The organism is Pseudomonas sp. MNR3A (assembly GCF_009650575.1).
In the GTDB taxonomy this organism is placed as follows: Bacteria; Pseudomonadota; Gammaproteobacteria; order Pseudomonadales; family Pseudomonadaceae; genus Aquipseudomonas; species Aquipseudomonas machongensis.
In genome coordinates, this window is the sequence record NZ_VZZS01000019.1 from 80,956 (window position 1) to 93,007 (window position 12,052).

The 12,052-nt window shown below is 62.7% G+C and carries 12 protein-coding genes; 10 read left to right on the plus strand and 2 right to left on the minus strand.

What is annotated here, in order from left to right:
* Nucleotides 1–20: 20 nt before the first annotated feature.
* The 9 genes from F6X62_RS14865 (at nucleotide 21) to pdxJ (ending at nucleotide 9,428) form a co-directional block, all read left to right on the plus strand.
* Nucleotides 21–611, plus strand: coding sequence for a sigma-E factor negative regulatory protein (locus F6X62_RS14865; protein ID WP_125930590.1), 591 nt, complete (start codon nucleotides 21–23; stop codon nucleotides 609–611).
* Nucleotides 612–623: 12 nt separating this feature from the next.
* The gene (locus tag F6X62_RS14870; protein WP_153773991.1) at nucleotides 624–1,589 is read left to right on the plus strand and encodes a MucB/RseB C-terminal domain-containing protein; all 966 of its coding nucleotides are present in this window, start codon (nucleotides 624–626) and stop codon (nucleotides 1,587–1,589) included.
* A gap of 204 nt (nucleotides 1,590–1,793) precedes the next feature.
* Nucleotides 1,794–3,197: a DegQ family serine endoprotease gene (locus F6X62_RS14875; RefSeq protein WP_371264425.1), complete on the plus strand. Its 1,404-nt coding sequence runs from the start codon at nucleotides 1,794–1,796 to the stop codon at nucleotides 3,195–3,197.
* 215 nt (nucleotides 3,198–3,412) lie between these two features.
* Nucleotides 3,413–5,212, plus strand: coding sequence for a translation elongation factor 4 (lepA, locus tag F6X62_RS14880; RefSeq protein WP_054891836.1), 1,800 nt, complete (start codon nucleotides 3,413–3,415; stop codon nucleotides 5,210–5,212).
* Nucleotides 5,213–5,217: 5 nt separating this feature from the next.
* Nucleotides 5,218–6,072 (plus strand): signal peptidase I, encoded by an 855-nt coding sequence (gene lepB, locus F6X62_RS14885; RefSeq protein ID WP_054891835.1) that lies wholly within the window; start codon nucleotides 5,218–5,220, stop codon nucleotides 6,070–6,072.
* A gap of 158 nt (nucleotides 6,073–6,230) precedes the next feature.
* The gene (rnc, locus tag F6X62_RS14890) at nucleotides 6,231–6,920 is read left to right on the plus strand and encodes a ribonuclease III (RefSeq protein WP_054891834.1); all 690 of its coding nucleotides are present in this window, start codon (nucleotides 6,231–6,233) and stop codon (nucleotides 6,918–6,920) included.
* Nucleotides 6,913–7,815, plus strand: coding sequence for a GTPase Era (era, locus tag F6X62_RS14895; protein WP_054891833.1), 903 nt, complete (start codon nucleotides 6,913–6,915; stop codon nucleotides 7,813–7,815). The genes rnc and era overlap by 8 nt, the downstream gene beginning before the upstream one ends.
* A gap of 145 nt (nucleotides 7,816–7,960) precedes the next feature.
* Entirely contained in the window at nucleotides 7,961–8,644 is a 684-nt protein-coding gene (gene recO / locus F6X62_RS14900; RefSeq protein ID WP_054891832.1) for a DNA repair protein RecO, read from the plus strand.
* A 61-nt stretch (nucleotides 8,645–8,705) separates the two neighbouring features.
* On the plus strand, nucleotides 8,706–9,428 hold the full coding sequence (gene pdxJ / locus F6X62_RS14905; RefSeq protein WP_232233620.1) for a pyridoxine 5'-phosphate synthase: 723 nt from the start codon (nucleotides 8,706–8,708) through the stop codon (nucleotides 9,426–9,428).
* A gap of 42 nt (nucleotides 9,429–9,470) precedes the next feature.
* On the opposite strand, the gene F6X62_RS14910 is transcribed toward pdxJ, so the two are convergent.
* Complete coding sequence (locus F6X62_RS14910) at nucleotides 9,471–10,856, minus strand: heavy metal sensor histidine kinase (RefSeq protein WP_054891830.1); 1,386 nt, start codon at nucleotides 10,854–10,856, stop codon at nucleotides 9,471–9,473.
* A complete protein-coding gene (locus F6X62_RS14915; protein WP_151925358.1) occupies nucleotides 10,853–11,527 on the minus strand; it encodes a heavy metal response regulator transcription factor in 675 nt (224 codons plus the stop codon). The genes F6X62_RS14910 and F6X62_RS14915 overlap by 4 nt, the downstream gene beginning before the upstream one ends.
* A gap of 269 nt (nucleotides 11,528–11,796) precedes the next feature.
* Here F6X62_RS14915 and F6X62_RS14920 point away from each other — a divergent pair, with 269 nt between their 5' ends.
* Nucleotides 11,797–12,000: a hypothetical protein gene (locus F6X62_RS14920; RefSeq protein WP_054891828.1), complete on the plus strand. Its 204-nt coding sequence runs from the start codon at nucleotides 11,797–11,799 to the stop codon at nucleotides 11,998–12,000.
* Nucleotides 12,001–12,052 lie beyond the last annotated feature (52 nt).

A 12,052-nucleotide genomic window follows, 5' to 3' on the forward strand; every position in this document is an offset into this window, starting at 1 on the left:
CAGCCAAGAGAGGAACCGCCATGAGTCGTGAAGCTTTGCAGGAATCGCTGTCCGCGGTAATGGATAACGAAGCGGACGAACTGGAATTACGTCGCGTGCTGAACGCGGTCGATGATGCCGAGACCCGTGCCACCTGGTCGCGTTACCAGGTCGCTCGCGCAGCCATGCACAAGGAACTGCTGCTGCCCAAGCTCGACATCGCCTCGGCCGTTTCGGCTGCGCTGGCCGATGAAGCCGTACCGGTCAAGGCCAAGCGTGGCCCGTGGCGCAGCATTGGCCGCCTGGCCGTTGCCGCCTCGGTGACCGTCGCTGTGCTGGCAGGCGTACGCCTGTACAACCAGGACGAGATCAACGGTGCGCAACTCGCTTCGCAGCAGCCTGTGCAGCAGGGCATCACCGTGCCACAGGCTCAGGGCCCAGCCGTTCTGGCAGGCTATAGTGAAAGCAGTGAGCAACCGACCGGTCCGATGGCCAACGGTGTGCTGCAGAATCAGGCTGGCTGGGATCAGCGTCTGCCAGGTTATCTGCGCCAGCACGCTCAGGAGTCTGCGCTGAAGGGCACCGAAACCGCTCTGCCTTATGCCCGCGCCGCCAGCCTGGAAAATCGCTAAGTAAGGAGGCTCATGCGCGCGCTACCTCTTCTGTCGCTGCTGCTCGGCAGTTGCATGACGGTGCCGGTATTGGCGGCCAACTCTTCGCCCGAGGCGAGCGAGTGGCTTAACAAGCTGGCACAGGCCGAGCAAGGGCAGAGTTACCAGGGTTCTTTCGTCTACGAACGTAACGGCAGTTTTTCTTCCCACGATATCTGGCATCGAGTCCAGGACGGCAAGGTCAGCGAGCGGCTGTTGCAGCTTGATGGCGCCGCCCAGGAAATCGTGCGGGTCAATGGCAAGGTGCAGTGCGTCAGTGGTTCCCTGGTCAGCGGGGTCGGTACACCGCCCGATTCCGCCCCGCGTTTACTAGATCCTTTGAAGCTGATGAGCTGGTACGACCTGGGTGTGGCTGGCAAGGCCCGAATCGCCGGGCGCGACGCGGTGATCGTCACGCTCACGCCACGCGACCAGCACCGCTACGCCTTTGAGCTTCACCTGGATCGCCAGACCGGCCTGCCGCTGCGTTCGTTGATGCTCAACGACAAGGGGCAGTTGCTCGAGCGCTTCCAGATGACCCGCCTGGACACCGATGATGTGCCGACCGATCGCGACCTGCAGGCCAGTGCCGCGTGCAAGCCGGTGGAACGTCTTGCGGCGACCAAATCCGAAACAGTCGCTGGCTGGCGTTCCGACTGGCTGCCGCCGGGGTTCGAGTTGGTCAACAGTGCTATTCGCCGTGATCCGGAACGCAACAGTACCGTCAGCAGTCTGATGTACGACGATGGGCTGGCACGTTTTTCGGTCTTTCTCGAGCCGATCAAGGAAGACGCCGGTACCGACACCCGTGCGCAACTGGGGCCGACTGTCGCTGTTTCGCGGCATCTGAACACGCCCAAGGGCAAGGTCATGGTGACCGTGGTCGGAGAGATTCCGCTGGGCACTGCCGAGCGCGTGGCGCTGTCGATGCGCGCCCAGGATGTCCAGGCACGGCAATGACCGTCGCAGACCCTTCCTACAAGCTGCCAGGCATGCAGCTGACATGAAATTAAAGCATTGTCATTTGCAATCAACTGGTAAATTTCCTATAGGTCAGACTCCCTGGAGTCTGGCCTTTCCTGCATCTGCAGGGGCCCTTCTGCTAACTACGCTCGTTGTGACGGGAGCCGTATGTCAATACCACGCTTGAAAACCTACCTATCGATGTTCGCCGCCGTGCTGATGCTCGGCCAGGTGCTCACCGCCCAGGCCGAAGAAGCCCTGCCGGATTTCACCACCCTGGTCGAGCAGGCCTCGCCGGCAGTGGTCAACATCAGTACCAAGCAAAAGCTGCCGGACCGTCGCGTGGCCGCTGGGCAGATGCCCGATCTGGAAGGCCTGCCGCCGATGTTCCGCGAGTTTTTCGAGCGCAACATGCCGCAGCAGCCGCGTTCCCCGCGTGGCGGCGACCGCCAGCGTGAAGCGCAGTCCTTGGGCTCGGGCTTCATCATCTCCAGTGATGGCTATGTCCTGACCAACAACCATGTAGTTGCCGACGCCGACGAAATCATCGTCCGCCTGTCCGACCGCAGCGAGTTGCAGGCCAAGCTGGTCGGCACCGACCCGCGCACCGACGTTGCACTGCTCAAGGTCGATGGCAAGAATCTGCCGACCGTCAAACTGGGCGATTCCGAGAAGCTGAAGGTCGGTGAGTGGGTGCTGGCCATTGGCTCGCCGTTCGGCTTCGATCATTCGGTGACCAAAGGTATCGTCAGCGCCAAGGGGCGCACCTTGCCCAACGACACCTATGTGCCGTTCATCCAGACCGACGTCGCGATCAACCCGGGTAACTCCGGCGGCCCGCTGTTCAACATGAAGGGCGAGGTCGTAGGTATCAACTCGCAGATCTTCACCCGCTCCGGCGGTTTCATGGGTCTGTCGTTCGCCATCCCGATCGACGTGGCGATCGATGTCTCGAACCAGTTGAAGAAAGACGGCAAGGTCAGTCGCGGCTGGCTCGGCGTGGTGATCCAGGAAGTGAACAAGGACCTGGCTGAATCCTTCGGGCTCGACAAGCCTGCCGGCGCCCTGGTGGCCCAGGTGCTGGAAAACGGTCCTGCGGCCAAGGGCGGCCTGCAGGTCGGTGACGTGATCCTGAGCATGAACGGCCAGCCGATCATCATGTCCGCAGACCTGCCACACCTGGTCGGCGGTCTCAAGGATGGCCAGAAAGCCAAGCTCGAAATCATTCGCGAAGGCAAGCGCCAGACCCTGGACATCACTGTCGGCGCACTCCCTGAAGACGATGCCGACATTGGCACCGGTGGTCAGGCCGGCGTGGAGCGCAACAGCAACCGCCTGGGCGTCTCCGTCGCCGACCTCAGCGACGAGCAGAAGAAGTCGCTCGAGCTCAAGGGCGGCGTGGTCATCAAGGAGGTTCAGGATGGCCCGGCTGCCCTTATTGGCCTGCGTCCGGGCGACGTTATCAGCCATCTGAACAACCAGGCGATCAGCTCGGCCAAGCAATTTACCGAGATCGCCAAGGACCTGCCGAAGAATCGTTCGGTATCGATGCGTGTGCTGCGACAAGGGCGCGCCAGCTTCATCACCTTCAAGTTGGCTGAATAGGCTGAGTGAAGGGTAGGAAAGGGCAGCTTCGGCTGCCCTTTTTCATGAGCGTGTCATGATTTTCTGTGGGAACATCAGCGAGCCGAGCAAATTCATGTCGCATTTGCAGGTGTGCGTGGCGATAGAGGAATCTCCCATATCCCTCCGGCTTGAGGTACAATTCCCGGCTATTTTTCCGCGGGCGTCCGGCTCGCAGCCTTTTCGAGTGTTGACCCGTGAGTGATTTGAGTCATATCCGCAATTTCTCCATCATCGCCCACATCGACCATGGCAAGTCGACGCTGGCCGACCGTTTCATCCAGATGTGCGGTGGCCTGACGGCGCGCGAAATGGAAGCCCAGGTCCTCGACTCCATGGACCTCGAGCGTGAACGCGGTATCACCATCAAGGCCCACAGCGTCACGCTGCACTACAAGGCGCAGGACGGCAAAACCTACCAGTTGAACTTCATCGATACCCCCGGCCACGTCGACTTCACCTATGAAGTCTCGCGTTCGCTGGCGGCGTGCGAGGGCGCGCTGCTGGTGGTCGATGCCGGCCAGGGCGTCGAGGCGCAATCGGTCGCCAACTGCTACACCGCCATCGAGCAGGGCCTCGAGGTCATGCCGGTACTGAACAAGATGGACCTGCCCCAGGCCGATCCGGACCGCGTCAAGGACGAGATCGAGAAGATCATCGGCATCGACGCCACCGACGCCGTGGCCTGCAGTGCCAAGAGCGGCATGGGCGTGGACGAGGTGCTCGAGCGCCTGGTACAGACTATCCCCGCGCCGGAAGGCGAGATCGACGCACCCTTGCAGGCGCTGATCATCGACTCCTGGTTCGACAACTACCTGGGCGTCGTGTCGCTGGTACGCGTGCGTCAGGGCCGGGTCAAGAAGGGCGACAAGATCCTGGTCAAGTCCACCGGCAAGGTGCACCTGGTCGACAGCGTCGGCGTCTTCACCCCGAAACACACCGCCACCGCCGATCTCAAGGCCGGTGAAGTGGGCTTCATCATCGCCAGCATCAAGGACATTCATGGCGCGCCGGTCGGCGACACCCTGACGCTGTCCTCGACCCCTGAGGTCGAAGTGCTGCCAGGCTTCAAGAAGATCCAGCCGCAGGTGTACGCCGGCCTGTTCCCGGTCAGTTCCGACGATTTCGAGGACTTCCGCGACGCCCTGCAGAAGCTGACGCTCAACGACTCGTCGCTGCAGTACATGCCGGAAAGCTCCGATGCACTGGGCTTCGGCTTCCGTTGCGGCTTCCTCGGCATGCTGCACATGGAGATCATCCAGGAGCGCCTGGAGCGCGAATACGACCTGGACCTGATCACCACGGCACCAAGCGTGATCTACGAGCTGGAGCTCAAGACCGGCGAAACCATCGTCGTCGACAACCCGTCGAAGCTGCCGGATGTCTCGGCGGTCGCCGATTTCCGCGAGCCGATCGTCACCGCGACCATCCTCGTGCCGCAGGAGCACCTGGGCAACGTCATCACCCTGTGCATCGAGAAGCGTGGCGTTCAGCGTGACATGCAGTTCCTCGGCAGCCAGGTGCAGGTGCGCTACGACATGCCGATGAACGAAGTGGTGCTGGACTTCTTCGACCGTCTCAAATCCACCAGCCGCGGCTACGCCTCGCTGGACTATCATTTCGATCGCTACCAGTCGGCCAACCTGGTCAAGCTGGACGTGCTGATCAACGGCGACAAGGTCGATGCCCTGGCATTGATCGTGCATCGTGACAACGCGGCCTACAAAGGTCGTGCGTTGACCGAGAAGATGAAGGAACTGATTCCTCGGCAGATGTTCGACGTGGCGATCCAGGCAGCTATCGGCGGCCAGATCATTGCGCGGACCACTGTCAAGGCGCTCAGAAAGAACGTACTGGCTAAGTGCTATGGCGGTGACGTCAGCCGTAAGAAGAAACTGCTGGAGAAGCAGAAGGCCGGTAAGAAACGCATGAAGCAGGTGGGCAACGTGGAGATCCCACAGGAAGCCTTCCTCGCTGTGCTCAGGTTGGATAGCTAGGTCCTATGTCGCTAAATTTCCCGCTGTTGCTAGTCATCGCCGTTGCTGTCTGCGGTCTGTTGGGTCTGATCGATCTGCTGTTCCTGGCTCCGCGCCGGCGAGCGGCGATCGCCAACTACCAGGGTAGCGTCAGCCAGCCCGAAGTTGCGGTGGTCGAACGCCTGAACAAGGAGCCGTTGCTGGTCGAGTACGGCAAGTCGTTCTTCCCGGTGTTGTTCATCGTGCTGGTGCTGCGCTCGTTCCTGGTCGAACCCTTCCAGATCCCGTCGGGATCCATGAAGCCGACCCTGGAAGTGGGCGACTTCATCCTGGTGAACAAGTTCTCCTACGGCATCCGCCTGCCGGTGATCGACAAGAAGGTCATCGAGGTCGGTGACCCGCAGCGCGGGGACGTCATGGTGTTCCGCTACCCGAGTGACCCGAACGTCAACTACATCAAGCGTGTGGTTGGCCTGCCGGGCGACCGGATCCGCTACACCAACGAGAAGCACCTGTACGTCAACGACCAACTGGTCGCCGAGCAACTGGTGGGCACCGAAGCCGGATCGTTGGGCAGTGCCGAGCTGTACAAGGAGAAGCTGGGCGAAGCCGAGCACCTGATCCGCAAGGAGATGAGCCGCTACCGCATGCCGCCGGACCAGCAGTGGACCGTGCCTGCCGGGCATTACTTCATGATGGGCGACAACCGCGACAACTCCAACGACAGCCGCTACTGGGACGATCCGAGCATCCCGCGCGAGCTGCAGGGCATGGTCCCGGACCGCAACATCGTCGGCAAGGCCTTCGCAGTCTGGATGAGCTGGCCCGAGCCCAAGCTCAGCCACTTCCCCAACCTGTCGCGGGTCGGCCTGATCCATTGATACCCTTCGGCGCTGTCAACAGACAGCGCCGAATGCATTTCTGACATAGGCTGTGTTCTCAGGGATGGGTAAATTCGCCGCTGCACGACGGCGTGACACAGCCAAACAGTCTTTCAGGATGTTGATTTGAACGCGTTTAACAACGAAGGGGTGGCTGCATGAGCGCTTCCCTCGAACGCCTGGAGCGCAAGCTCGGCTATACCTTCAAGAACCAGGATCAGATGCTCCTGGCACTCACGCATCGCAGTTATGCCGGGCGCAACAACGAGCGCCTGGAATTTCTCGGTGATGCGATTCTCAACTTCGTGGCGGGCGAGGCGCTGTTCGAGCGCTTCCCCCAGGCTCGCGAAGGCCAGTTGTCGCGCCTGCGCGCACGGCTGGTCAAGGGTGAGACCCTGGCCCGCCTGGCCCGCGGCTTCGACCTGGGCGACTATCTGCGCCTGGGCTCGGGCGAACTCAAGAGCGGTGGTTTTCGCCGTGAATCCATTCTTGCCGATGCACTCGAAGCGCTGATCGGGGCGATCTATCTGGACGCCGACATGCAGACCGCCCGCGAGCGCATTCTCGCCTGGCTGGCCGGCGAGTTCGATGGGTTGACGCTGGTCGACACCAACAAAGACCCCAAGACCCGTCTGCAGGAGTATCTGCAGTCGCGTGCCTGCGAACTGCCGCGCTACGAAGTGGTGGATATCCAGGGCGAACCTCATTGCCGCACCTTCTTCGTCGAATGCGAAGTGGTGCTGCTGAACAACAAGAGCCGTGGTCAGGGCGTGAGCCGGCGTATCGCCGAGCAGGTCGCCGCTGCCGCCGCACTGATCGCCTTGGGCGTGGAGAATGGCAATGACTGAGAACAATCCGACCCGCTGCGGTTACGTGGCCATCGTCGGTCGCCCCAACGTGGGCAAGTCCACGCTGCTCAACCACATCCTCGGGCAGAAGCTGGCGATCACTTCGCGCAAGCCGCAGACCACCCGTCACAACATGCTCGGCATCAAGACCGAAGGTGATGTGCAGGCGATCTACGTCGACACCCCCGGTATGCACAAGGCCAACGACAAGGCCTTGAACCGCTACATGAACCGCAACGCCTCGGCAGCGCTCAAGGATGTCGACGTGGTGATCTTCGTGGTCGACCGCACTCGCTGGACCGACGAGGACCAGTTGGTGCTCGAGCGTGTGCAGTACGTCACCGGCCCGCTCATCATCGCGGTCAACAAGACCGACCGCATGGAAGAGAAGGCCGAGTTGATCCCGCATCTGCAGTGGTTGCAGGAGCAACTGCCGAACGCCGAAGTGATGCCGATCTCGGCTCAGCAGGGGCACAATCTGGACGCCCTGGAAGCCCAGATCGCCAAGCACCTGCCGGAAAACGACCACTTCTTCCCGGAAGACCAGATCACCGACCGCAGCAGCCGCTTCCTGGCAGCCGAACTGGTACGCGAGAAAATCATGCGCCAGCTCGGCGCCGAGCTGCCGTACCAGATCACCGTCGAGATCGAAGAATTCAAACAGCAGGGGCATGTCCTGCACATCCACGCCCTGATCCTGGTCGAGCGTGACGGCCAGAAGAAGATCATCATCGGCGACAAGGGCGAGCGTATCAAACGCATTGGTTCCGAGGCCCGCAAGGACATGGAGGTGTTGTTCGACTCCAAGGTCATGCTCAACCTCTGGGTCAAGGTCAAGGGCGGCTGGTCCGATGACGAACGCGCCCTGCGTTCGCTGGGTTACGGCGACCTCTAAGCCTCGCCGCGCACCTTGTAGGAGCGGGCTTGCCCGCGAACACAAGCAACGCCTGCGCCATGCATCCACGGTGCCTGGGCTGGCCTCTTCGCGGGCAAGCCCGCTCCTACAGGTGTGCGCTTTGCCTGAGACCGAGTAACCGCTCATGGACCAACCCACCCCGCAACCCGCCTACGTCCTGCACAGCCGCGCCTACAAGGAAACCAGCGCGTTGGTGGACTTCTTCACCGCCCAAGGCCGTGTGCGGGCGGTGTTGCGGCGCGCACGGGGCAAGGGCGGTAGCCCGGTGCGCCCTTTCGTGCCGCTGGAAGTCGAGTTACGCGGGCGGGGCGAGTTGAAGAACGTCGGTCGGTTGGATACGGTCGGCCTTGCCGGGTGGCTGCACGGCGACGCGCTGTTCAGCGGTCTGTATCTCAACGAGTTGCTGATGCGCCTGCTTCCTGCCGAAGCGCCGTTTCCTGCCCTGTTCGAGCATTACACCCTGACCCTCGAGGCGCTAGCTGCCGGCCGACCGCTGGAGCCGCTGCTGCGGGCCTTCGAATGGCGTCTGCTGGACGAGCTGGGCTATGCCTTCTCGCTGACCCACGACGTGAACGATGATGCGGTCGTCGCCGAGGGGCGCTATCGGCTCCAGGTGGACGCCGGGCTGGAGCGGGTCGAGCTGTTTCAGCCTGGGCTGTTCAGTGGTACGGAGCTGTTGGCCCTGGCCGATGCCGACTGGGATGCCCCGGGCGCGCTGCTTGCGGCCAAGCGCCTGATGCGTCAGGCGCTGGCCGTCCACCTGGGGCCCAAGCCACTGGTCAGCCGGGAACTGTTTCGCAAGCGTTGAGCACGTCGTATGCTGTGGGGCTCAATCTTCAGGAGAGCCTTTCGTGACTCACAGCAACCGCATGCTTCTCGGCGTCAACATCGATCACGTGGCCACTCTGCGCCAGGCCCGGGGCACCCGCTATCCGGACCCGGTCAAGGCCGCGCTGGACGCCGAGGAAGCGGGTGCCGACGGTATTACCGTGCATTTGCGCGAAGACCGCCGGCACATCCAGGAGCGTGATGTGCTGCTGCTCAAGGACGTGCTGCAAACGCGCATGAACTTCGAGATGGGCGTCACCGAAGAGATGATGCTTTTCGCCGAGAAGATCCGTCCGGCACACATCTGCCTGGTGCCCGAGACCCGCCAGGAGCTGACCACCGAAGGTGGCCTGGATGTGGCAGGTCAGGAGGCGCGGATCAAGGCTGCAGTGGAGCGCCTGGCGCGCACCGGCGCCGAGGTGTCGCTGTTCATCGATGCCGACGAACGGCAGATCGAGGCGTCGCGTCGCGTGGGCGCGCCGGCCATCGAGTTGCATACTGGTCGCTATGCCGATGCACAGACCCCGACCGAGGTAGCCGAGGAGCTCAAGCGTATCGTCGACGGCGTGGCCTTTGGCGTGGGGCAGGGGCTGATCGTCAATGCCGGGCATGGCCTGCACTACCATAACGTCGAAGCAGTGGCGGCGATCAAGGGGATCAATGAGCTGAACATCGGCCACGCCCTGGTGGCCCATGCACTGTTCGTCGGCTTCAAGGCGGCGGTGGCAGAAATGAAGGCCTTGATCGTGGCGGCTTCGCGTTGATATTGGGGCGGCCTCGCGAGCTTGCGCGCGAAGCCGCCGCCATCACTCGGCCTGAAACACCAGGCTGAACCGAGTCGGTCCTTGCGCTGCGCTGCTGACCTCGACCCGGCCTCCATGCAGTTGCATGATCGATTTCACGATCGCCAGCCCCAGCCCTGTACCACCCTCCAGACGCGAGCGACCACAGCCGGCCCGGTAGAAGCGCTCGAACAGATGCGCCAGGTGCGCCTCGTCAATCCCCGCGCCCTGGTTCTGCACCCACAACCAGACCTGGTCCTGGCGCCGCTCGATCCCCAGTTCGATCACCTGGCCCTGTGGGCTATGGCGGATGGCATTGCTCAGCAGATTCGACAGCGCTCGCTGGAACATCAATCGGTCGGCCAAGGCCGTGCCCCAGCCGTGTGCCCGTAGCTCGATTCCTTTCAGTTCGGCGCTGAGGTCGAACAGCTCCATCACCCGTGCGGTTTCATCGGCCAGGGACAGTGGCTTGAGCATGGCCAGTGCCTGGGGTTGGCTGACCTGGGCCAGGAACAGCATGTCATTGATGATGCGGTTCAGGCGGGTGAGCTCCTCGACGCTGTCCTCCAGCGCCTCGCGGTAGCGGTTGCCGTCGCGCTCGCGGGACAAGGTGACCTGGGCCTTGCCCATCAGATTGCCGATGGGGGTACGCAATTCGTGGGCCAGGTCGTCGGAGAACTGCGACAGCTGGCGAACACCCTGGTCGAGGCGATCGAGCATGATGTTGATGCTGCCGGCCAGCTCCGCGAGTTCCTGGGGCAGGCCACTGGTCGGCAGTCGATGCGCCAGGTCGTGCGCGCAGATCTGCCCGGCGATGCGGCGGAATCGGCGCAGGGGGGCGAGCCCACGCTGCACCAGTTTCCAGGCACCGATGCCGATCAGCAGCAAGAGTATCGGCAGCGCCAGCAAGGTCGAGTTCAGGTAGGCCTGGAGCAGCGCATTGTCGTCGGCGCGGTCCAGCGACATCATGACTCGCACCGGCTGGTCGTCGCGCAGGCGCATCAACTGGGTGACGGTGAGGATCTGCCGCCCGTCGCTGTCACGCCATTGCGTGAAGCTTGGCTGCTGGCCCGCGGGTAGCTGGCGCAACGCCTGCGCCTCCAGTGCCGGGCCCAGGCTCAGCAGCGATGGGTGCCGGCCGTTGATCGCCAGCACATTGAGACTGAGGTTGTCGTGCCCCATCACCAGGTCGAGCAGGGGATGAGCGCGGGCGCCAAGGTCGTCGCTGCGCAGGTCCACCCGCAGGTTGTGCTCGACTTGCAGCATCTTGCGCGCCAGGTCGCGACGGGCGCGGCTGTCCAGCTCGTGGTCGAGGGCAAACACTGCCAGGCAGGCCAGCAGCAGTACCAGCGCGGCGCCCATCAGGGTGACCGAAAGCCCGAGGCGCAGCGACAGGGTACGGCCCTTCACGCGCGTGCCTCGAGTACGTACCCCACGCCGCGCAAGGTGTGTATGAGCTTGTGCTCGAAGGGGTCGTCGATCTTGGCCCGCAGACGGCGGATCGACACCTCGACCACATTGGTGTCGCAGTCGAAGTTCATGTCCCACACCAGCGAGATGATTTGCGTGCGTGAGAGCACCTCGCCGCTCTGGCGCATCAGCAGATGCAGCAGGGTGAACTCCTTGGCGGTCAGGTCGATGCGCTGGCCGCCGCGCCAGGCGCGATGACGGCCGGGATCGAGTTCGAGATCGGCGACCTTCAGGGTGTCTGGTTGCAGATGCTGATCGTTGCGCCGCAGCAGGCTGCGGATTCGCGCCAGCAGTTCCGGAAACTCGAAAGGCTTGAGCAGATAGTCGTCGGCGCCCAGGTCCAGGCCCTTGACCCGGTCGGCCAGGCGACCATGGGCGGTGAGCATCATGATCCGAGTCGACGATTCGGCGCGCAGGCGCTGTAGCACGCCCCAGCCATCGAGCTCGGGCAGATTGACGTCGAGGATCACCAGATCGTAGCTGTGCTGGCGCGCCAGGTGCAGGCCGTCGGTGCCCGTGTATGCGCAATCAACCACGTAGCCGTTTTCGCGTAGGCCCTGCTGCAGGTAGTCGGCGGTACGGGGTTCGTCCTCGATGATCAATAGGCGCATGGTGGGCTCTGTGGAGTTGAAAGGGCGCGATTCTCAAGCCTGTAGGGGCTTTAGGGTCAAGCTGCAGGATGTTACGGCATGAGAATGCGTTGTCGGCGCAGATAACCGATTTGTAATGCGGGCGTCATCTGGCTGCCTGTTTGGGGCCCTTCGCTTGGAAACACCGCCCGCAGGACCACATTGCAAGACTGTAATGCCGGGCTCACCTTGGCGTTAGCTGCCGCTGGCTAGGATGGCGCTGTCTGAACGGTGATCATGAGGCAAGCACGATGAACCTGATCAAATATCTGCTGCTGGCGACCCTCGCGATGGGCAGCACCAGCGTTTTCGCCGAAGGTGGCGCGGAGCGTTCACAGCAGTTCGTGGATACCTTTCTCAAGGAGCAGGAGCGGCTGTTCGGCGACCGGCAGCAAGTGCTGGTCAAACGTGAGCGCCAGGCGCAGGAGACGGCCCGTGAGGTAGCCAAGGACTAGCGGTAGTCAGGCACCGGCGCTGCGACAGCTCCTCGCTGCTGGTGAACTTGGG